16 protein-coding genes are annotated in these 20,894 nt (G+C 63.6%); 10 read left to right on the top strand and 6 right to left on the bottom strand.

Translation table 11 applies throughout. The features are described from left to right. The first annotated feature begins 6 nt into the window (after positions 1-6). From PTE30175_RS17115 to PTE30175_RS17105, 3 genes are read left to right on the top strand one after another with little or no spacing between them, the layout of a single operon-like run. Entirely contained in the window at positions 7-1,020 is a 1,014-nt protein-coding gene (locus tag PTE30175_RS17115) for a sterol desaturase family protein (RefSeq protein WP_150698275.1), read from the top strand. Beyond that, entirely contained in the window at positions 1,017-1,862 is an 846-nt protein-coding gene (locus PTE30175_RS17110) for an EI24 domain-containing protein (protein WP_150698274.1), read from the top strand. The genes PTE30175_RS17115 and PTE30175_RS17110 overlap by 4 nt, the downstream gene beginning before the upstream one ends. Positions 1,863-1,876: 14 nt before the next feature. After that, positions 1,877-2,716 (top strand): competence/damage-inducible protein A, encoded by an 840-nt coding sequence (locus PTE30175_RS17105; protein ID WP_150698273.1) that lies wholly within the window; start codon positions 1,877-1,879, stop codon positions 2,714-2,716. Positions 2,717-2,780: 64 nt separating this feature from the next. Here the strand turns inward: PTE30175_RS17105 and PTE30175_RS17100 are convergent, their stop codons facing one another. Continuing rightward, entirely contained in the window at positions 2,781-3,215 is a 435-nt protein-coding gene (locus PTE30175_RS17100; RefSeq protein WP_150698272.1) for a YybH family protein, read from the bottom strand. Positions 3,216-3,689: 474 nt separating this feature from the next. Here PTE30175_RS17100 and scpB point away from each other — a divergent pair, with 474 nt between their 5' ends. The 7 genes from scpB (at position 3,690) to truB (ending at position 13,521) form a co-directional block, all read left to right on the top strand. Continuing rightward, the gene (scpB, locus tag PTE30175_RS17095; RefSeq protein ID WP_150698271.1) at positions 3,690-4,850 is read left to right on the top strand and encodes an SMC-Scp complex subunit ScpB; all 1,161 of its coding nucleotides are present in this window, start codon (positions 3,690-3,692) and stop codon (positions 4,848-4,850) included. Between the two features lie 161 nt (positions 4,851-5,011). Next, complete coding sequence (locus PTE30175_RS17090) at positions 5,012-6,772, top strand: pseudouridine synthase (RefSeq protein ID WP_224788817.1); 1,761 nt, start codon at positions 5,012-5,014, stop codon at positions 6,770-6,772. Positions 6,773-7,050: 278 nt separating this feature from the next. Continuing rightward, a complete protein-coding gene (rimP, locus tag PTE30175_RS17085; protein ID WP_150698269.1) occupies positions 7,051-7,509 on the top strand; it encodes a ribosome maturation factor RimP in 459 nt (152 codons plus the stop codon). Continuing rightward, positions 7,506-8,981, top strand: coding sequence for a transcription termination factor NusA (gene nusA, locus PTE30175_RS17080; protein WP_150698268.1), 1,476 nt, complete (start codon positions 7,506-7,508; stop codon positions 8,979-8,981). Before rimP ends, nusA begins: the two co-directional genes overlap by 4 nt. Positions 8,982-9,061: 80 nt before the next feature. Further along, positions 9,062-12,034 (top strand): translation initiation factor IF-2, encoded by a 2,973-nt coding sequence (gene infB / locus PTE30175_RS17075; RefSeq protein ID WP_150698267.1) that lies wholly within the window; start codon positions 9,062-9,064, stop codon positions 12,032-12,034. 66 nt (positions 12,035-12,100) lie between these two features. Beyond that, a complete protein-coding gene (gene rbfA, locus PTE30175_RS17070) occupies positions 12,101-12,514 on the top strand; it encodes a 30S ribosome-binding factor RbfA (protein ID WP_150698266.1) in 414 nt (137 codons plus the stop codon). 14 nt (positions 12,515-12,528) lie between these two features. Continuing rightward, positions 12,529-13,521: a tRNA pseudouridine(55) synthase TruB gene (gene truB, locus PTE30175_RS17065; protein WP_150698265.1), complete on the top strand. Its 993-nt coding sequence runs from the start codon at positions 12,529-12,531 to the stop codon at positions 13,519-13,521. 104 nt (positions 13,522-13,625) lie between these two features. On the opposite strand, the gene PTE30175_RS17060 is transcribed toward truB, so the two are convergent. From PTE30175_RS17060 to PTE30175_RS17040, 5 genes are all read right to left on the bottom strand, one after another. Continuing rightward, entirely contained in the window at positions 13,626-15,116 is a 1,491-nt protein-coding gene (locus PTE30175_RS17060; RefSeq protein ID WP_150698264.1) for a hypothetical protein, read from the bottom strand. A gap of 371 nt (positions 15,117-15,487) precedes the next feature. Further along, positions 15,488-15,982: an acyl-CoA thioesterase gene (locus PTE30175_RS17055; RefSeq protein ID WP_150698263.1), complete on the bottom strand. Its 495-nt coding sequence runs from the start codon at positions 15,980-15,982 to the stop codon at positions 15,488-15,490. 681 nt (positions 15,983-16,663) lie between these two features. Beyond that, positions 16,664-16,945, bottom strand: coding sequence for a hypothetical protein (locus tag PTE30175_RS17050; protein ID WP_150698262.1), 282 nt, complete (start codon positions 16,943-16,945; stop codon positions 16,664-16,666). Positions 16,946-18,066: 1,121 nt separating this feature from the next. After that, on the bottom strand, positions 18,067-19,617 hold the full coding sequence (locus PTE30175_RS17045) for a DHA2 family efflux MFS transporter permease subunit (protein WP_150698261.1): 1,551 nt from the start codon (positions 19,615-19,617) through the stop codon (positions 18,067-18,069). A 36-nt stretch (positions 19,618-19,653) separates the two neighbouring features. After that, a complete protein-coding gene (locus PTE30175_RS17040) occupies positions 19,654-20,883 on the bottom strand; it encodes an HlyD/EmrA/EmrK family protein (protein WP_150698260.1) in 1,230 nt (409 codons plus the stop codon). Positions 20,884-20,894 lie beyond the last annotated feature (11 nt).

Below are 20,894 nucleotides of genomic sequence, written 5' to 3'. Positions count from 1 at the left end.
AGCCTTATGCTCGACACTTTGATCAACGGTTTCAATGCTGCCTTCTCGGCGGTGCAGACCGAGATCTACACCGTTGTGGTGCAGCCTTTGCTGTACCACGTCGGCCTGATGGATTACGACGACGACGCGTACGACGCGGTGCAGTTTTTCATGATCGGCGTGGTGCAGATCGTTCTGATGCTGCTGATCCTGCGCCCGCTCGAAGCATTGCGCCCGGTGGAGGCTTGGAAGGACCGCAAGGCCGTGAGGGTCGACGTCCTTTACACGTTGATTCACCGGTTGGGCCTGTTCAATCTCGTCTTCTTCTTCGCGTTCCAGCCATTGCTCGACAGCCTGCAGGGGTGGCTGAGGCTCGAAGGGTTCGTCAACATCAATATCGAAGATGTGTGGCCCGGCGTGACGTCCCATGCGCTCGTGAGTTTCGCGGTCTATCTCGTGATCCTCGATTTCGCGGGCTATTGGTATCACCGCTGGGAACACGGTTTTCGCTGGTGGTGGGCGTTGCACGCGGTGCATCACAGCCAGCAGCAGATGTCGCTATGGGCGGATAACCGCAATCACCTGCTCGACGATCTGATCCAGGCCGGTTTCTTCGCGTTGATCGCCATCGCGATCGGCGTGACGCCGATACAGTTCGTGTTGCTGATCGCCGTGTCGGAATGGCTGCAAAGCATGCAGCACACGAATGCGCGGCTGCACTTCGGCTGGTTGGGTGAGCGGTTGTTGGTGAGCCCGACATTCCACCGTCGCCATCACGCCATTGGCGCAGGGCACGAGGGCAGGCATCGCGGATGCAATTTCGGTGTCCTGTTCCCGTGGTGGGATGTCCTGTTCGGTACCGCCGATTTCTCCCGGCAATTCGTGGCGACCGGCATTCGCGACCAGCTTGCGCCGCCGGCCGGACGCGGCGTCGAGTACGGGCAGGGTTTCTGGGCCCAGCAATGGTATGGACTGGGCCGGATGGCGTCGGCATTGCGCCCGCGCCGCCGCCGCGAAACACCGCGCACGGAATCGATATGAACGACATCCTTCGCGCGCTTGGCCGCGCGCTGGTCAGCCTGTTGCATCCGCGGATGCTCTGGCTGACCGCGATGCCGTTCGTCGTCTCGGGGCTGATCTGGGGCGCTGTCATCTGGTTCGGCTGGGAACCGTTCACGGATTTCCTGCGGCTGTGGCTCGAGCAGTGGCAATTTACGCACTGGATCTACCGCTTTTTCGGCTATTTTGGTGCCGACAGCGTGCGCATGACGCTGGCGCCGTTCATCCTCGTGGCGTTGCTTGTGCCGCTGATCGTGGTGACCGCGCTACTGTTGATCGCCGGCGGGTCGATGCCGGCCGTGCTGCGGCACTTGTCGAAGCGTCACTATCACCATCTGGAAGCCCGCCGAGGCGGGTCGTTCTGGGGCAGTCTCGGCCAATCGCTCGGCGCCACGGTCATTTTCCTGATCGCGGCGCTTGTCACGCTGCCGTTGTGGCTCGTGCCGCCGTTCTTTGCGATCGTGCCGCCGCTGTTGTGGGGCTGGTTGACTTATCGCGTGATGACCTATGATGCATTGGCGGAACATGCGACAGCCGATGAACGCCGCCGCATCGTCCGCCAGAAGCGCCTGCCGTTGCTGGTGATCGGCGTGGCGACGGGGCTGCTCGGGTCGTTGCCGACATTGCTTTGGGTATCGTCGGCGATCATGGTCGTGCTGTTCCCGGTCATCGCGCTGGTGGCGATCTGGATGTACGTTGTGATTTTCGTATTTTCGGCACTCTGGTTCGCGCATTACTGCCTGCGGGCGTTGTCGCGCCTGCGCGCCGAGGACGCGGCGCGTCACGAGGCGCCCGACGCGACCGTGCTGCCGCTGCCCCGCTAAAAAAAGGAATGGCCATGGCTGTCGGTCTCATCATCATCGGCGACGAAATCCTCTCCGGTCGGCGCCAGGACAAGCATCTGCCGAAGTTTATCGCGCTGCTCGCCGAGCGCGGCATGCAGCTCGACTGGGCCGAGTATCTCGGCGACGACCCCGAACGCATCACCGCGACCCTGCGCCGTACCTTCGCCGGCGACGACGTGGTGTTCGTCACCGGCGGCATCGGCGCCACGCCCGACGATCACACGCGCCAGTGTGCGGCGGCGGCGCTCGAGGTGCCGGTCGCCCTTCATCCGGATGCCGAGAAGTTGATCCTGGAACGGATCGCCGATACGAGCCCGGGCGGCATGCCCGACATGAGCCAGCCCGACAACCGCCATCGTCTGAAGATGGGTGAATTTCCTATCGGCGCGGTGATTCTGCCGAACCCGTACAACAAGATTCCCGGGTTTTCTGTGGCCAATCACCATTTCATGCCCGGTTTTCCTGTCATGGCATGGCCGATGATGGCGTGGGTGCTCGATACGCGTTACGCCGATATGCATCACCTTCGTGCCCACGGCGAGCGTTCCGTGCTTGTGTTCGGCCTGGCCGAATCGACGCTCACGCCGCTGATGGAGACCATTGAAGCGGAATATCAGGGGATCAAGGTATTCAGCCTGCCGAGCGTGGGGGATGCCGAGCGCGGCGAAATCTATGCACGTCGCCACATCGATCTCGGCGTAAAGGGCGATCCATCGCTGCTGGGTGCTGCGTTTGAACGGCTGCTGGCCGGCGTGACGGCATTGGGCGGAGAGATCGTTCATCCGGCCGACGCGGTGCCGGTCCCTGCGGGGACCCTGCCCAAACAGGACTGAGCGCACTCCGGCGGCAAAAAAAGGCGGCGGCCGCCGCAAAGGGCGGCCGGCCAGCCGTGCCGGCTTAATGCAGCCGGTGCGAGTGCGTGCCCGTGGGGGCCGAGTCTTCGTGCCCGATGGCGGGGCTCGCGTGATGGAGCACCAGGCGCCAGCCGTCGGCTTCCTTGAGGTAGACGTTGGTGGCGAGCACGAACGCGAAGCGCAGCGTGGGTTTGCTTTCGACGAGGATCTGCTCGAGCACGTTATGGACCGCGCACAGCGGATTGTCGGCAACGCGCAGATGATTGGCCGTGATTTGCAACCCGCCTTTGTCGAGAATCTGCTCCCAACTGGCGCGTACGGGGGCAGGGCCTACGTGGCGCGGGCCATTCGGGTGGACACAGACAATCTCCTCGTCTTCGGACCAGATCTCCATGACGGCATCGACGTTGCCCGAGCGCAGGGCTTCGTAGAATGCCTGTTCGGCGTCGTCGGGCGTAAGGAACATGACGGAAGGCATGGCGTCTCCCCGGGGCGAGATACGGCAAGCGTGAATCGGTGGATCGGGCAGCGCGCCATCGCGCGGCCACGCATGGCGGCGCATTTGGCGGCGGACGAAGCGATTATGGAGCGTTTGCCGGGCTTTGTCGAATAAGGCGGAGCGCCCCCCAAGACTCGCCGCGGCCCCTGTCAGGGCGTCCTATTGCGAGGTTTCCGATTGTTTTGCAACTTATCAGGGCGATGCCACCATTGCGAACCGCTTTACGGGCGTCGGTGTTTCAGTGATAATTGCGACATACCGGACGTCCGTCATGCCGTATCGAGGCTTGGGCGATCCCGGCAGGTCGTTTCGAAGCATCCAGGTCGCGCCGCCGTCACTACGACCGAACACAAAAGGGCGCGCGCATATGCGAAGTGGTTACGACCGCTTCTAACGTTCCAGCATCTTATTCCTGAGGCCGGGTTGCCAAGCCCCCGGTTTGCTTAGTCGCACATGAATACCCAAGAGGCGAAACTCGTCCTCGAGACCGCGTTGATTTGCGCGCAGGAGCCGCTCAAGGTGAGCGACCTGCGCAAACTCTTCGTCGACACCGTATCGGGCGATACGGTGCGATCGTTGCTGGAAGAGATTCGCGCGGACTGGGACGGTAAAGGCGTGGAGCTGGTGGCATTGGCCACGGGCTGGCGTTTTCAGAGCCGTCCGCGCATGCGTGAGTATCTCGACCGCCTGAATCCGGAAAAGCCGCCGAAGTATTCGCGCGCTGTCATGGAGACGCTGGCGATCATTGCCTATCGTCAACCGGTGACGCGCGGAGATATCGAAGAGATTCGTGGCGTTACGGTGAATACGCAGATCGTCAAGCAACTCGAGGATCGCGGCTGGATTGAAGTGATTGGACATCGCGACGTGCCGGGCCGCCCCGGTCTGTACGCGACGACCAAGACGTTCCTCGACGATCTCGGATTGCGCGCGCTCGACGCCTTGCCGCCGCTCGAAGACCCGGCAGCGCAGGCGCAAATCGATTTGCTGGCGCAGCAGACGATCGAATTTGGTGAGGCTGGCGGCGAGCCGGAAGATGAGGTGGCGCCGACCGGCGAACTCGATGCGGCACCCGAAGCCTTGGCGCGCCTTGCGCAGGTGCGGGCCGATGCGTTGGCGCTGGCCGACGGCATGCCGGCCGATCAGGCGCCTGCGCTGTCCGAGGAGGCTGAACCGGTTGAAGCGGCTCGCCCGATCGAGGCGGCCGAACCGGTCGAAGTGGCTGATGTGGCGGATCCGGCCGAGATGGCCGAGATGGCCGAGACGGCTGAAGTGGCGGAGCCGGTTGCGCTGAGTGAGCGACAAGCATCGAACGATTTTGCTGATCAGGCGTCCGACGAACCGTCGAACGACGAACCGCCCGCTCACGAAGCGGCGGAGGAAGTGCCGGACCATGTTGTCTCCTCCATCGATGAGATGAAGGACACCGCGGCCGGAGAGCATGTCGGCGATCCGGCAATCGAAGCGGCTGCCGTATCCGCTGCCGAAGGGGCGCATGCGGACGATGTCCGTGTGCATGAAGTGACGGCAGAGGAAACGGCTGCCAACGAGCGTCACGCGGCCGGTGACGACGAAGATGACGAAGGCGATGAAGATTTGGTGACCGGCACGTGAGCCAGGCCATCGGTGTGTAAGTGCCGGCCGAGCCACTCGGCATGTGACAAATCGATACCAACGACGCCGTGGCGGGCCACTGCCGCGCGATACAGAATGAACGGACCTGGGGCAGCGCCATTGGGCTGCCCGCGACGGGCCGGTTTTCCAACGAGGTTGTGTTGAAGCAGAACGTAGAATCCCAGGACCCGCACGCGCGCGATGCCGGCGGCGAGCCTCTTGCCACGCCGGACGCCGAAGGCGGCGCCGATGACAAACAATCGCGCCGCGGCTTGCGCCGTGGTCCGCGCAGCTTGATTGCCCGCCGTCGTGCGGCGCAGCAGGCCAAGCGTGAGGGCGACGACGCCGCGCCGGGCGAAAGCGTGTCCGACGACGTGCAGAGCGCGCCGGCAGAGGCGTCCGACGGCGCACCTGCGGCCGCGCAGGCTCGCCCGCGTGGCCGCGCCCGTCCGGCGCCCGCTGCGGATGCTGCGGATGCTGACAAGGATGCCCCTCGCCGTGCCCCCGCCCGCGGCAAGCGCGGCGCCGGCGCCGGCGCCGGTGCGAAGAAGGCCGCCGCAGGTGGCGGCAAGGCTGCTGCGGATAACGACCTGTTCAGCTTCGTGACGTCGGGCGGTTTTGACAGCGACGACGAGGGCGACGCCGACAAGGGCCCGCGCCGTGGGCGCAAGCCGGCCGAGCGGCGCGTGCTGTCGCCGGACGACGAAGCGCCGAAGCTGCACAAGGTGCTCGCGGAAGCCGGTCTGGGCTCGCGTCGCGAGATGGAGGAGCTGATCCTGGCGGGGCGCGTGTCCGTGAACTCGGAACCCGCACACATCGGCCAGCGTATCCTGCCGACCGACCAGGTCCGTATCAATGGCAAGCTGATCAAGCGCCGCATCACAGCCAAGCCGCCGCGCGTGCTGCTTTATCACAAGCCGTCCGGCGAAATCGTCAGTCATTCCGACCCGGAAGGCCGCGCTTCGGTCTTCGATCGCCTGCCGCCGATGAAGACGGCGAAATGGCTGGCCGTCGGCCGTCTCGACTTCAATACGGAAGGCCTGCTGATCCTGACGACGTCGGGCGACCTCGCCAACCGTTTCATGCATCCCCGCTACGGCATCGAGCGCGAGTACGCGGTGCGTACCGTCGGCCAGTTGACCGAAGCATCGCGCCAGCAACTGCTGCGCGGCATTGAGCTCGATGACGGCATGGCGAACTTCCTGCGCGTGCAGGACGGTGGGGGCGAAGGTTCCAATCATTGGTATCACGTCGCGCTGACCGAGGGCCGTAACCGTGAAGTGCGCCGCATGTTCGAAGCGGCCGGCCTCATGGTGAGCCGTCTGATTCGTACGCGCTACGGCCCGCTGACGCTGCCGCGCGGCCTCAAGCGCGGGCGTTATGAAGAGATGGACGACGCACAGGTGCGTGCGCTGTTCAACTCGGTCGGCATGAAAATGCCGGGCGCCGCCGGCGACGATGCGAAGGGTGGCCGTGGCCGGAGCGCCGCAGCCCCCGCGCCGCGCCGTCAACCGGATCCGATGCAGACCGCGCTGGGCGTATTCAGCCGCGAACAGGGCTATGGCCAATCGCGCCGCCCGCGTGCCAACCCGCTCACGGCCTATGTCGGCCCGAGTGGCGAGCCGGGGCAGTCGTCGATGCGAGGCTTGCCGGGCCAGTCGCGCGGCGGGGAAGGCCGCGGCCGCTTCGGCGGCAAGGGCGGTGGCGGCGGCAGCTTTGGCGGCGCCGGCAACAGCTACGGCGGCGGCAACTACGGCAATGGCGGCAATGGCGGCAACGGTGGTGCCAACGGTGGCGGTAACGGTCCGCGCGGTGGTAACCGCGGCGGCCGCGGGGGTCCGCGGGGCGGCAATCGCGGCGGCCAGGGCGGTCAGGGCGGCGCCGGCGGTCAAGGCGGCAATCGGGGTAACCGGTCACGCTGATCTTGCGTTGCAAAACGTGCCAAAAGCATATAAAATCAACGGAATAAGCTAGTTTGCGCGTAGAACATTATTGGGGCGCGCACCTCATGCGCAAAGAGGCTGTAAGAAATGGGCGTTTCCGCCCATTTTTTTTTGCTTCGCGCGTTTCGTCACGGCCTGTCCGCTGACGAACGGCCGCACTGGCGCCGGGCATGCTCCCGGCGAATCTACCCGTGCCGCAAGAACGCCTGAGGTGCGAGGTGCGCCGATGCGCGCGAGTTTTTCAAGGGTGAGTTAATTTGCAACTGCCAGAACTGATCGAGACCACGGTCGTGGGCCTGGGTTACGAGCTGGTCGATCTGGAACGTGCCGGCGGCGGACTGCTGCGCGTTTATATCGACAAGCCGGAGGGCATCACGATTGACGACTGCGAGACGGTGAGCCGTCAGTTGTCGCACGTGCTGACGGTCGAGAACGTCAATTACGACCGCCTCGAGGTGTCGTCGCCGGGGCTTGACCGTCCGCTGCGCAAGCTGTCGGACTTCGAACGCTTTGCCGGCGCCGAAGTGAGCCTGACATTGCGCGTGCCGCTCGATGGCCGCAAGCAGTTCCGCGGCGTTCTGCAGGCGCCGGACGGCGACAAGCTGAGCCTCGAATTCGAAGGCAAGGGTGGTCCTGCGTTGCTGGAATTCACCCTCTCGGATATTGACCGTGCGCGCTTAGTGCCGCAGATTGATTTTAGGAGTCGCAAACGATGAGTCGCGAAGTATTGCTGTTGGTCGATGCGCTCGCGCGCGAAAAGAACGTCGACAAGGACGTCGTGTTCGGCGCGCTGGAAGCGGCGCTGGCTTCGGCCACCAAGAAACGCTACACCGAGGATGTCGATATTCGCGTTGCGATCGATCGTCAGACGGGCGAGCACGAAAGTTTCCGCCGCTGGCTCGTGGTGCCGGACGAGGCCGGTCTGCAAGAGCCGGACAAGCAGATCCTGCATTTTGAAGCGAAGGAAGACATTCCGGAAATCGAAGTCGGCGCGTTCATCGAGCAGCCGGTGGAGTCGGTCGAATTTGGCCGTATCGGCGCGCAAGCCGCCAAGCAGGTGATCCTGCAGCGTATTCGCGATGCCGAGCGTGAGCAGATCCTGTCCGACTTCCTGGAACGCGGCGAGAAGATCATGACCGGCACGGTCAAGCGGCTCGACAAGGGCAACCTGATTGTCGAATCGGGCCGTGTCGAAGCACTGCTGCGCCGCGATCAATTGATTCCGAAGGAAAACCTGCGTATCGGCGACCGCGTTCGCGCGTACATCGTGAAGGTCGATCGTACCGCGCGCGGCCCGCAGATCGAATTGTCGCGCACGGCGCCGGAATTCCTGATCGAGCTGTTCGGCATGGAAGTGCCTGAAATCGAACAGGGCCTGCTCGAGATCAAGTCGGCCGCCCGCGACCCGGGCGTGCGCGCCAAGATCGCCGTCGTGGCTTACGACAAGCGTATCGACCCGATCGGCACGTGCGTGGGCATTCGCGGCACGCGTGTGCAGGCCGTGCGTAACGAATTGGGCGGTGAAAACGTCGATATCGTGCTGTGGTCGGAAGATCCGGCGCAGTTCGTGATTGGCGCGCTGGCGCCGGCGGCGGTACAGTCGATCGTCGTGGACGAAGAGAAGCACAGCATGGATGTCGTCGTCGACGAAAACGAACTGGCGGTGGCCATCGGCCGCAGTGGCCAGAACGTGCGCCTGGCGTCGGAGCTGACGAGCTGGCAGATCAACATCATGACGCCGGACGAATCGGCCGAGAAGCAGAATGAAGAGCGCGGCACGTTGCGCACGTTGTTCATGGCGCGACTCGACGTCGACGAGGAAGTGGCCGACATCCTGATCGAGGAAGGTTTCTCGAGCCTGGAAGAAATCGCCTATGTGCCGCTGGGCGAGATGCTGGAGATCGAGGCGTTCGACGAGGACACCGTGCATGAGCTGCGCAACCGCGCACGCGACGCACTGTTGACCCAGGCGATCGCCACCGAGGAAAAGGTCGAGGGCGTTGCCCTGGATCTGAAGAGCCTGGACGGCATGTCGCCCGAGCTGCTGGCCAAACTGGCCGAGCACAACATTCAGACGCGCGATGATCTGGCCGAACTGGCCGTCGACGAATTGACCGAGATGACCGGTGTCGACGACGAAGCGGCGAAAGTCCTGATCATGAAAGCGCGTGAGCATTGGTTCCAATAATGACCTGCTAATGGCATGCATATGGAACAGTGATTTCGAAGTTAACCGCAAGGCGCGTGGCCTTGCTTGAAGAGGTTTGAATGGCGAGCATCAACGTAGCCCAATTTGCCGCAGAACTGAAAATGCCGGCCGGCGTGTTGCTGGAGCAATTGAAAGCCGCCGGCGTGGACAAACTCAGCGCCGACGATTCCCTGACGGAAGCCGACAAGGCCCGCCTGCTGGAACACCTGCGCCGGTCGCACGGCGCCGGTGACGGCGACAAGAAGAAGATTACCCTGACGCGTCGCCAGACCTCGGAAATCAAGCAGGCCGACTCGACCGGCCGCGCGCGCACCATCCAGGTGGAAGTGCGCAAGAAGCGCGTATTCGTGAAGCGTGACGAGGCGGGCGGCGAAGGTGCCGATGTCGCGGCGTCCGCCGAAGACGAAGCGCTGCGCTTGCGCGAGGAAGAGGCGCGCCTCGAAGCCGAACGCCTGGCCGCCGAAGCTGAAGAGCTCAAGCAACGCCAGGAACAGCTCGAGCGCGAGGAAGCCGAGCGCCGCGCCCGCGAAGAGAAGGAAGCGGAGGAGCGCCGTGCCCGCGAGGAAGCCGAACGTGCCGCTGCACAGGCATTGGCTGCCGAACAGGCCGCTGCCGCAGCCTCCGCGAAGGCGGAAGCCGCGCAGGTGAACGCCGCCATTTCCGACGCCGCCAAGCCCGACACCGCGCAGGCCGATGCCGCCAAGGCCGAAGCCGCCAAGGCCGAAGCCCAAGCCCAAGCGCGTGCCGACGCCGAACGCGAACAGGCCCGCCGCGCCAGCGAGGAAGCGCGTGCCGCTGCCGAGAAGGCCAGCGCCGCAGCCGACAAGGCGCGCGCCGAAGAGGAAGCCATTCGCAAGCGCCGTGCGGCCGCCGAAGCGGAAGCACGCGCCATTCGCGAAATGCTGAACGCGCCGCGCCGCGTGCTGAAGGCGCCGGAACCGGCGCCGGCTGCCGCACCGGCTGCCGCTGCCGCCGCGAAGCCGGAAGCCAAGGGCACGCTGCACAAGCCGGCCAAGCCGGCAGGTGCGGAAGGCGCCAAGCCGGCCGAGAAGAAGGCTGCCGCTGCGCCGTCGACGGCGACGGCCACGGACAAGAAGGACAAGAAGCCCGGCGCATGGGCCAAGGACGACGCCAACCGCAACAAGCGCCCCGGCATGAAGACGCGCGGCGACGCCTCGGGTGGTGCCGACGGCTGGCGCGGCGGTGGCCGCGGCCGCCGCGGCGACCGTCATTCGCAAGACGACCGCAACGCCTTCCAGGCGCCGAGCGAGCCGATCGTGCGTGACGTGCACGTGCCGGAAACCATCAGCGTCGCCGACCTGGCGCACAAGATGTCCGTGAAGGCCTCGGAAGTCATCAAGTTGATGATGAAGATGGGCCAGATGGTCACCATCAACCAGGTGCTCGATCAGGAAACCGCGATGATCGTGGTCGAGGAACTCGGCCACAAGGCGATCGCCGCGAAGCTGGACGATCCGGAAACGATGCTCGACCTGGGCAACGAACAGACCGACGCTGAATTGCTGCCGCGTCCGCCTGTCGTCACGGTCATGGGTCACGTCGACCACGGCAAGACCTCGCTGCTCGACTACATCCGCCGTGCCAAGGTGGCTGCCGGCGAAGCGGGCGGGATCACGCAGCACATCGGCGCGTATCACGTCGATACGCCGCGCGGCACTGTCACGTTCCTCGACACGCCGGGTCACGAGGCCTTTACGGCCATGCGTGCCCGCGGTGCGCAAGCGACGGACATCGTCATCCTGGTGGTGGCTGCCGACGACGGCGTGATGCCGCAGACGAAGGAAGCCATTGCCCACGCCAAGTCGGCCGGCGTGCCGATCGTCGTGGCGATCAACAAGATCGACAAGCCGGATGCCAATCCGGAACGCGTCAAGCAGGAACTCGTCGCCGAGAGCGTCGTGCCGGAAGAATACGGCGGCGACTCGCCGTTCGTGGAAGTGTCCGCCAAGGCCGGTACGGGTATCGATGAACTGCTCGAGAACGTGCTGCTGCAAGCCGAAGTGCTGGAGTTGAAGGCACCGGAGGAAGCGCCGGCCAAGGGTATCGTCATCGAAGCCAAGCTCGACAAGGGCAAGGGCCCGGTGGCCACGATCCTCGTGCAGTCGGGCACGCTTCGCCGTGGCGACATGGTCCTGGCAGGTCAGGCTTACGGCCGTGTGCGCGCCATGCTGGACGAAACCGGCAAGCCGACGAAGGAAGCCGGGCCGTCGATTCCGGTCGAGATTCAAGGTCTGTCGGAAGTGCCGGGTGCCGGCGAAGAAGTGCTGGTGTTGCCGGACGAGCGCAAGGCGCGTGAAATCGCGCTGTTCCGTCAGGGCAAGTTCCGCGACGTCAAGCTGGCCAAGCAACAGGCCGCCAAGCTCGAGAACATCTTCGAGCAGATGGGCGAAGGCGAGGTGAAGAACCTGCCGTTGATCGTCAAGGCGGACGTGCAGGGCTCGCAGGAAGCGCTGGTTCACGCGCTCAACAAGCTGTCGACGCCGGAAGTGCGCGTGCAGATCGTGCACGCAGCAGTCGGCGGCATCAGCGAAAACGACGTCAACCTGGCGACGGCTTCGAAGGCGGTCATCATCGGCTTCAACACGCGTGCCGATGCGCTGGCCCGCAAGCTGGCCGAGTCGAACGGCATCGATATCCGCTACTACAACATCATTTACGACGCCGTGGATGAAGTGAAGGCAGCCATGTCGGGCATGTTGTCGCCGGAGAAGAAGGAAGAGATCACGGGTCTGGCCGAGGTGCGTCAGGTCATCCGCGTGCCGAAGGTGGGTGTGGTCGCCGGCTGTATGGTGCTCGAAGGCACGGTCAAGCGTTCGTCGATGGTCCGCGTGTTGCGTGACAATGTGGTCGTCCACTCGGGCGAACTCGAATCGCTCAAGCGCTTCAAGGACGACGTCAAGGAAGTCAAGCAGGGCTTCGAGTGCGGTATGTCGGTCAAGAACTTCAACGACATCCAGGAAGGCGACCAGCTCGAGGCGTTCGAAATCACCGAAGTCGCGCGCACGCTGTAAGCAGCGCGCGATGCCGGCGGCAGGCTGTCCGGGGGGACCCGGGCAGCCAGTTCCACCGAGTTTTACATGCCCAAGAAACGTAGTATCCCCGATCGTAACCTGCGTATCGCCGACCAGATCCAGCGCGATCTGTCGGCCCTGATCCAGCGTGAGATCAAGGATCCGCGAATCGGCCTCGTCACGCTGCAAAGCGTGGCGCTCACGCCCGATTACGCGCATGCCAAGATTTACTTCACCACGCTTACCGGCGACCCCGACGCGACGCGCGAAGCGCTGACCGAAGCGGCCGGCTATTTGCGTAACCTGCTGTTCAAGCGCCTGCACATCCATACCGTGCCGACGCTGCACTTCCATTACGATCAGTCGATCGAGCACGCGATCCAGATGTCGCACCTGATCGACACGGCCAACGCCGATCGCGCCAAGGATGACGACGGCGCCGACGATGAAGGCACGGCCGACGCCCGCGGCGATAAGTAATTCCATTTCCAGACATGACGGATTCCCGCGCCAATGCGCCCCGCCAGCGCCTGCCGCGCTTCCTGCTCGACGGCGTGCTGCTGCTCGACAAGCCGCTGGGCCTGTCTTCCAACGATGCCCTGATACGGGCCAAGCGTTTGCTGCAGGCCTTGAAGGCCGGTCACACCGGCACGCTCGATCCGCTCGCCACTGGTTTATTGCCGTTGTGCTTCGGCGAAGCGACGAAGTTCTCGCAGGATCTGCTCGAGGCTGACAAGACGTATGAGGCGCGCGTGCGCCTTGGGGCGACGACCACGACCGGCGATGCGGAAGGGGAAATCGTCGAGACCCGGCCGGTGACGTGCGACGCTGCGGCGATCCGCGCCGTGCTGCCGCGTTTCACCGGGCCGATCTCGCAAGTGCCGCCGATGTACTCCGCGCTCAAGCGCGACGGCAAGCCGCTCTATGAGTACGCGAGGGCTGGTCAGACGGTCGAACGCGCCGCGCGTGAGGTCACGATTCATCGCCTCGAAATGCTCGACTGCGCGTTGCCCGAGGCGCCTGAATTCACCTTTCGCGTGACTTGCAGCAAAGGCACCTACGTGCGTACGCTTGCCGAGGACATCGGTACGGCGCTTGGCTGTGGCGCGCATCTCACCGGCTTGCGCCGCACGGCCGTCGGCCCGCTCGATCTGGACGGCGCCGTAACGCTCGAGACGCTTTCGGCGTTGGACCATGCCGATCGCGTCGCGCGCCTCGCGCCCGTCGATGCCTTGCTGAAGACTTTGCCGACCGTCTGGCTCGACGAAGCCTTGGCCAGACGTTTTGGCCACGGCCAACGCTTGCGGCTGGATGGCGCGCGTTGTCCCGATGCACTGCGTGCCCTGGCGGAAGCGGGCGACATCGACGTGCGCGTGTACCGCGAAGCGGGGGGGGACCCCGTCGCCCAGCCGCCGCGTTTGCTTGGCGTTGCCAAGCTCGATACCGAGGCGCTGCTCACGCCGCATCGGCTGCTTGCGACGCAATAATTGGGAGGGGCGCGTCGCCTCGCGCTCAGTGATTGCATGAGGCTTGGCATCCTGCCGTAAATTTGCGGCACCTTAAAGGGTGATCGGGGTGTGCCCCGGGCCCGTCAATTCAAGCGCTCGTAGAATGTCGCGCCTGAAGGGGCCGGCAGGTCACCGAATAACGATGTGGCTTGGTCATTGGGCGCGTAGGTGAAAATCTGGCCGGGCGGCGCATTCATATCCACATGCACGATCGGCAAGAAGCGCCCCGTCGTCGCCAGGTAATCCTGCTGGATGTATTGCGCGCCGGGAAGTTTCGCTCCCGTGTAGAAGATCGCTTCGATCGGGATCTGCGTCGGGATGTCCTGCCGCCAAGGGGTGATGATCAGTTCGTTCCAGCTCTCTTGACGAATGTGCGGCTTGGGGAAAGTTGCCCGGGCTTCGAGACTCAGTTGAAACGCCGCCTGATCGACGTCGAACGAGCATTGCTGCGACCATGTGGTGATGGCGTAATTGGCGCGCCAGGCGTCGAGAGTGGTAATCCCTAGATCCGCACACGGGCGACTGAGGTCTGAGTCTCTGATACCACATCGATCCGCACGAGCATCGGTCGCGCCGTCAGACGGATATATGCAGCGTGCAGTCAGGGGTGTTTGCACGGGGGCCGCCAACTCTCGCATGATCAGACCTACACCACCGGCGTAGGCTATCGCAGTCACGTCGCCGTCAACGCGCAGGTACGAGAACGCCACACCGTTGCGGGCGATCGCGCCTGGGCTCGGATTCCACGAATGGAAGGCCGTCCCGTATCCGGTCACTCGGATCACAACACCATTGCAATAGAGTGATGCGTCACCGCCCGGACACTGGGGTGCCGTGTCGGTATAGCGCGCGTTGAGCCGACCGGCGACCTGATAGCCGTAGTCGAGCTGATCTTTGACGTCATAGCCGAACGACGCTTGACCGTCCTCGGCGAAAAACAGCCGAAGGATCGGTAGCCATTGCCCCGTTGCATCAAAATATTGTTTTTGATAGCGCTGCGGCTGCGATAACTGGCCCCCGTGGCCGATATCATAGAAAAGTGCTTGCACAGGGACTGTCTCGGGATGAACAACATCCCATGCCGTCACAAGCATCGCATTGATGTTCGCGCCGCCCATCTCGGCCACCGCGTTGTGCGCTTCCAGGCTCGATTTGAATTGTCGGGCGTCCAGAGCGCTCAGCGAGCATTGCTTGCCCTGCGCCGCGTAGTAAGCCAGCCACGTCGGTGCGTCGGTCACCCCCAAAGGCGCGCAAGAGCTTGGGTCGACGTTCTGCGCCAGGTTGGCAGACAGTGCACATCCGTGATCGGCCACACCCTCGGTGAGGGTGACGTCCAGCGGATATGCGCATCGTACGTCGAACGGTTTGCCCTGCCCTGCGGCCGTCAAGGTGTCCATGAAGATGAACCCCGCGCTCGACGGCAGCGACGAGATTGCGACATCGCGCCGCAAATAGGTGAACGGCACCGACCCGAGCGCGGTTTCCACTGGCTGCGGCTGCCAAAACACATCGGCCGATCCGCTCCGCAGTGGCCGCAACAGCACGCCTGAACAGTAGTACGCCGGTTTGTTCACGGGGCATGTCGTGACGGCGTTCTGATACCGCGCGTTCACCACTTGTGCGACTTCCGCGCCGGTCAACGACCAGGCGGCGGGCGTGGAAATCCACGTCATCAAGGCGAGTGCCACGGACAGCCACGTCCGCCGTTTGGCCAGCCATCGGTTTGTCGCCATCAACGTCACCTCGCCGTGTTGCCGTTGAGTCAGTGAGACCGTCTTGCACGTTCGCAATGGCGAAAGGCGGGAATCGTGGGGCCGCCCGCCATGCAAATCGATGGCCCGGCCGTCATTGAGTCACGAATGTCGTGCGCATCGCAACTGTCAAAGTTGACAGTTCGGATGTGGGAGCGCGGGGATGGCCGGCGTGGTGCACGCCGGCTTGGCGATCAGTTCGTCACGGTCTCCGGCTTCAGCTCGACGATGGCGTCGAGGGCGGCCTTCACATCCATCGCATACTTGGCCAACGCCTTTTGCTCGTCCGTTTCCGGCACGAATGACGGTACGCCGACCGGATGATTGCTTTCGTCGACGGCCACGAACACCATCAGGCAGTCGGTCGTCTGGCGCAGTTCGCCCCATTTCGGATCGCCTGCGTACACGGATACGTGGATGTGCATGCTCGTGCGGCCGGTTGCCACTACCCGAGCGCGCAATTCGACCAGATTGCCGACGAGGATCGGGCGGCGAAAGCGGATATTGCCAACGCTGACCGTCACGCAGTAGCGGCCGGACCACGTCGCGGCGCATGCATAGGCGACCTCGTCGATCCATTTCATCAGCGAGCCGCCGTGCACCTTGCCGCCGAAATTGACGGCTGCGGGCTCGGCGAGAAAGCGGAAGGTCGTTTCGGACCGAGCCATCGGATTATGTGGATTGTTCATGAAAGCACGCGAGTTTGGGGGGATTGCGGGGAACCTTCGAGTTACCGCGATGATACTTGGATTTTTGCAGGCTTTCCCGTTGCAACAAAAACCCCCGCCCGAATCGGCGCTTCTCTTGACATTTTTGCTCGTGCCGGCCGCTACTGCTACTCTTGCCTATTGGTGCTCGCGCCGGGCGCTACTGCCCGTCTTGCCTACTGGTGCTCGCGCCGGGTGCAACTGCCCGTCTTGCCTACTGATGCTCGCGCCGGCCGCAGCATTGACCCGCTTTCCGCTCCCGACAGAACACACGTACGCGGAAAGCGGGTCAACGCTCCGGCGAACCGCTACCGCTGCGTCGACACACTACCTCACGCCGCCCAATGCTTGCCCCAGTCTGACGCAACAGCCGTCGTCACCAGCCGCTCCGCGCGGCATGCCGATTCCCGGACTCGCTCTCGAGGGACCGGCGTCGACTCCGATAATCGTCATGCCGTGACACCCCGGCGGTCCACACAGCCCCCGCGGCCTCGGGGCCGTAAACCGAACGCGGGTTTCGACGTACCGGCGCCGCGCGACGCACCCCGGTTCGTTGAAACCCTTCGGTGTATTCCAGCCTTATCGCGGAGGTCTGGGCGGTAACGCATCGATAAACGCCCGGATGACATGGCATCCGGGCAAAGCTGCCGCTGCGGGCGGGCGTTATGCGGCAAGCGGCTGCGCACGATCGATAAGGTTGTTCCGCTGCTCGAAGATTTGCGCCGAAAGTTCATGCGCGGTGTTCGCGAGTTCTTCAAGTTGCTCAAAGAACGCATGCACGAATTCCTCATCCAGCGAATCGATCCCGCCTTGGCCACCCACCATCGACAGCGCGACGATCTTGCCAGTCACATTGCGCAGTTCAACCGCGCGTTCATCCTGCTCCCGACGACACTGGGCAATTGCTTCGTCTTCCGGGGAAAGTTGACGCTCAACTTCAGACATAACACCTCCAACACAACAAAGTGGGATTGCGCCCGCTCAGCGCTGTCGTGGGAGTGACGTAAGAGATAGTGCGTTCCGATGGCGAACGGGTGGGCGGGCACCAGGCCGGGGTGAGAAACCGCGCGACCAAATGGAAGAGAACGGCTGACCCGAGGGTCACCCGACCTGTGCCCGCCCAGTGATAGACGTGAACAGTCAGTGCACAACGGACCGTGCGCGAAGCACGGCCGTGTGCCCATTTCATCGCTACCGGGTTCTCACACCCGAGTCGCGCTTGGGGCGCGACAAGGAAAGATTACGCGCGGCACACGGCATGTACAAGGCGATATGCCGCCAATTCTATCGTTTTGCGCGACTTTCGGAATTGTCCGAGAAAATCATTAGGATAACGTGCCGGTTTTCTCGTGACCCCGTGATGACCGGGAGAAACCTTGATACGTGGGAGATAGGCCCGGGTTGGCCTGCAACGCATACGGTGCGTTGCGCCGTGAATCTGGCTCATCCGGTTGTGAGTGTGAAGTGATGGTGCTTTTGAACGGGTGATTTGATACGCGAGAAGCGTGACCGTCGTCGTCGCCGATGAACCGCGTCGCACGATACGCAGTGGCGCGCCGGAAGCTTCGTTCGGTTTACGGCCCCGAGGCCGCGGGGGCTGAGTGGACCGCCGGGGTATCACGGCATGACGATTATCGGAGTCGACGCCGGTCCCTCGTGAGCGAGTCCGGGAATCGGCATGCCGCGTGGAGCGGCGGGTGAAGACGGCGGTAGCGTCAGACTTGGGCAAGCATTGGGTGGCTTGAGGCAGTGTGTCGACGCGACTTGAGCGGTTCGCCGGAGCGTTGACCCGCTTTCCGCGTACGTGTGTTCTGTCGGGAGCGGAAAGCGGGTCAATGCTGCGGCCGGCGCGAGCATCAATAGGCAAGAAGGGCCGTTGCGGCCGGCGCGAGCATGAATAGGCAAGACGGGCAGTTGCAGCCGGCGTGAGCACAGATAGGCAAGAGAAGGCTTCGTGCAGTCAAGCACACACCAGCGGCCCAGTCATCCGTGAAGAACTTAAGAACACAGCCGTTCCGAATGGCTTCGAAACGGCTTCCGTTTTCTTGACTGAACGGCATCAGGCCCTAATGCGCCCCTGCGGCCGCGTCACCGCCACCGCTACCCTTCATCGGCCGCGTGATCCACACCATCGCGATCATCAGCAGGAACAGCACCGCCGAGATCCAGAACAAGTCGTTCGCGCCGAGCATGGCTGCCTGCTGCGTGACGATCCGGTCGATGAAGCCGTTCGCCTGCGGCGCCGAAAGGCCCGCGCTCGACAATGCGTCGACCGACTGGGTGAACGGCGTGTTGTACGGCGTCAGACGCTCGGTCATCTGTGCATGATGCAGGCTGATCCGATTGTCCCAGACCGTCGTCGCGATCGACGTGCCCACGGCGCCGCAAGTGATCCGCACGAAGTTCGACAAGCCTGCGGCCGCCGGAATCCGATGAGCCGGCAGCCCGGACAGGATGATGGCCGTAAGCGGGATGAAGAACATCGACATCGGCACGCCTTGCAGGAACGTCGGAATCATCAACGTCCGCGTGTCCACCAGCGTATTGAAGTGCGAACGCATCACGAACACAAGGGCGAACAGCAGGAATGATACCGTGACGACCCAGCGCGCATCGAGCTTGGGCAACGTCTTCCCGATGATCGGCGACAGGATGATCGCAAACAATCCCACCGGCGCCATGACGAGGCCAGCTTCGGTCGCCGTATAACCCAAGTAGATCTGCAGCCACTGCGGCAGGACCACCAGATTGCCGAAGAACAGCCCGTAGCCGACGGAAATCGCGACCACGCCGCCGGTGAAGTTCACGCGCTTGAACAGTGTGAGATCGACGACCGGATGCTCCTCGGTAATTTCCCAGATCACGAAGAAACAGAACGAGACGAGCGCCACCAGCGCGAGTGCGATGATTGTGCCCGACTGGAACCAGTCGAGTTCCTTGCCCTTGTCGAGCATGACCTGAAGCGAGCCGACCCATACGACAAGCAGGCCCAACCCGACCTTGTCGATCGGCTTGCGCTGGGTCTGCGATTCACGCTTGTGATAGATCAGCCACGTGACATACGCCGCGGCAATGCCGATGGGGATATTGATGTAAAAGATCCACGGCCAATGGTAATTGTCTGAAATCCAGCCCCCCAGGATCGGGCCCATGACAGGCGCGACGAGGGTCGTCATGCCCCACAGCGCGAGCGCCATGGAGCTCTTGTGCGGCGGATAGCTCGACAGCAACAGCGATTGCGACAGCGGAATCATCGGTCCGGCAACGGCGCCTTGCAGCACGCGCGCAGCCAGCAGGATCTCGAGCGTGGGCGCCATGCCACACAGCCAGGATGCCAGGACGAACAGCAGGATCGACGTGATGAACAGACGAACCTGACCGAAGCGTTCGGTGAGCCACCCCGTGAGCGGCACGGAGATGGCGTTGGCGACTGCAAACGAGGTGATGACCCATGTGCCCTGGCTCGACGACACGCCGAGATCGCCCGAGATAGCCGGAATCGACACGTTCGCAATGGATGTGTCGAGCACGTTCATGAACGTGGCGAGCGACAGCGCGATCGTGCCAAGGACCAACTGGCCCCCCGTGAGGGGGGCAGGAGGGGTTTGCGGTTTCATGAATGGGGGGCGGCAGTAAAGTGTTGCGTATCCTGATTACAGGGGACGCGCGCGGGCCGGTTGGTTGCGCGTGTCGGCCGCCGGTGCGCCGTTGGGGCCGCCGGCATTTTCACTGATGATGCGGGCGACGATTTCGTCGGCGTCATGGCCGATTTTGTCGTACACCTCGGTCGAATACACCGGCATGGCGGGCGCCTCGGCCAATTCCTTGCCCTCGGTGCTGCGCACGTTCACCTTGGCCTGCATCGACAGGCCGACGCGCAGCGGATGCTGCTTGAGCTGATCGGCGTCAAGGGCGATGCGCACCGGCAGACGTTGCACGACCTTGATCCAGTTGCCGGTGGCATTCTGCGCCGGCAGCAGCGAGAAGGCGCTTCCCGTGCCGGCCGAGAAACCGGCCACGGTGCCCTTGTACTCCACGCTCGAACCGTACACGTCGGCCGTCAGCGTGACCGGTTGGCCGATGCGCATGTGCGAGATCTGCACTTCCTTGAAGTTCGCGTCGACCCACACTTGATTGAGTGGCACCAGCGCCATCAGCGGGGCGCCCGGCGCGACGCGTTGACCGACCTGTACCGAACGCTTGGCGACGTAACCGTCAACCGGCGCCGGAATCGAGGTGCGAGCGTAGTCGAGGTACGACGCGCGCAACTTCGCGGCGGCCTGCTGGACACTCGGGTGCGTGGTGACCGAGGTCTTGTCTGTCAGCGCCTTGTTTGACACGAGCTGGCCGCGTGCGGCTTCGAGCGCAGCTTGCGCGGTCTTCACGGTGTCCTGGGCATGCGCCAGTTCTTCACGCGACACGGCGCCGCTGGCGGCAGCCATTTCACGGCGTTTCACGTCGGATTGCGCCCGCGTGAGCTCAGCTTCGCGCATGGCGACAGTTGCGGACAATGCGTCGTTGTTGACGAACAGCGTACGCACCTGACGGACCGACTGTGCCAGGTTCGCTTCGGCTTGCAGCAGTGCGACCTTGGCGTCGGTCTGGTCGAGTTCTACCAGCGGTTGGCCCGCCTTGACCATTTGCGTATCGTCCGCCTTCACACCGGTGACCGTGCCGCTGACCTGCGGGGTGATCTGCACCACATTGCCGGCCACGTAGGCGTCGTCGGTATCTTCATAGAAGCGCGCGTACAGGCCGTAGTAGGCGCCATAGCCAATCGCGGCGATCGCGATCACGGCCGTCAGCGTCAACATCATGCGGCGCCGCTTGCCGTTGGTCGGCGCGGGCTGCTGGGCGGGCGCTTGTTGTTGGGTGTCGCTCATCATTTGCTCCG

Origin of the sequence: Pandoraea terrae, assembly GCF_902459695.1 — a bacterium.
GTDB lineage: Bacteria > Pseudomonadota > Gammaproteobacteria > Burkholderiales > Burkholderiaceae > Pandoraea > Pandoraea terrae.
This window is presented reverse-complemented; position numbering and strand designations above follow the sequence as displayed.

What these genes read in the sequence shown, in the direction of transcription:
- infB (WP_150698267.1), top strand. Translation starts at nt 9,062, where the DNA reads ATGGCGAGCATCAACGTAGCCCAATTTGCCGCAGAACTGAAAATGCCG.
- PTE30175_RS17110 (WP_150698274.1), top strand. Translation starts at nt 1,017, where the DNA reads ATGAACGACATCCTTCGCGCGCTTGGCCGCGCGCTGGTCAGCCTGTTG.
- PTE30175_RS17040 (WP_150698260.1), bottom strand. Translation starts at nt 20,883, where the DNA reads ATGAGCGACACCCAACAACAAGCGCCCGCCCAGCAGCCCGCGCCGACC.
- PTE30175_RS17115 (WP_150698275.1), top strand. Translation starts at nt 7, where the DNA reads ATGCTCGACACTTTGATCAACGGTTTCAATGCTGCCTTCTCGGCGGTG.
- PTE30175_RS17050 (WP_150698262.1), bottom strand. Translation starts at nt 16,945, where the DNA reads ATGTCTGAAGTTGAGCGTCAACTTTCCCCGGAAGACGAAGCAATTGCC.
- truB (WP_150698265.1), top strand. Translation starts at nt 12,529, where the DNA reads ATGACGGATTCCCGCGCCAATGCGCCCCGCCAGCGCCTGCCGCGCTTC.
- PTE30175_RS17105 (WP_150698273.1), top strand. Translation starts at nt 1,877, where the DNA reads ATGGCTGTCGGTCTCATCATCATCGGCGACGAAATCCTCTCCGGTCGG.
- PTE30175_RS17055 (WP_150698263.1), bottom strand. Translation starts at nt 15,982, where the DNA reads ATGAACAATCCACATAATCCGATGGCTCGGTCCGAAACGACCTTCCGC.
- rbfA (WP_150698266.1), top strand. Translation starts at nt 12,101, where the DNA reads ATGCCCAAGAAACGTAGTATCCCCGATCGTAACCTGCGTATCGCCGAC.
- nusA (WP_150698268.1), top strand. Translation starts at nt 7,506, where the DNA reads ATGAGTCGCGAAGTATTGCTGTTGGTCGATGCGCTCGCGCGCGAAAAG.
- PTE30175_RS17045 (WP_150698261.1), bottom strand. Translation starts at nt 19,617, where the DNA reads ATGAAACCGCAAACCCCTCCTGCCCCCCTCACGGGGGGCCAGTTGGTC.
- scpB (WP_150698271.1), top strand. Translation starts at nt 3,690, where the DNA reads ATGAATACCCAAGAGGCGAAACTCGTCCTCGAGACCGCGTTGATTTGC.
- PTE30175_RS17100 (WP_150698272.1), bottom strand. Translation starts at nt 3,215, where the DNA reads ATGCCTTCCGTCATGTTCCTTACGCCCGACGACGCCGAACAGGCATTC.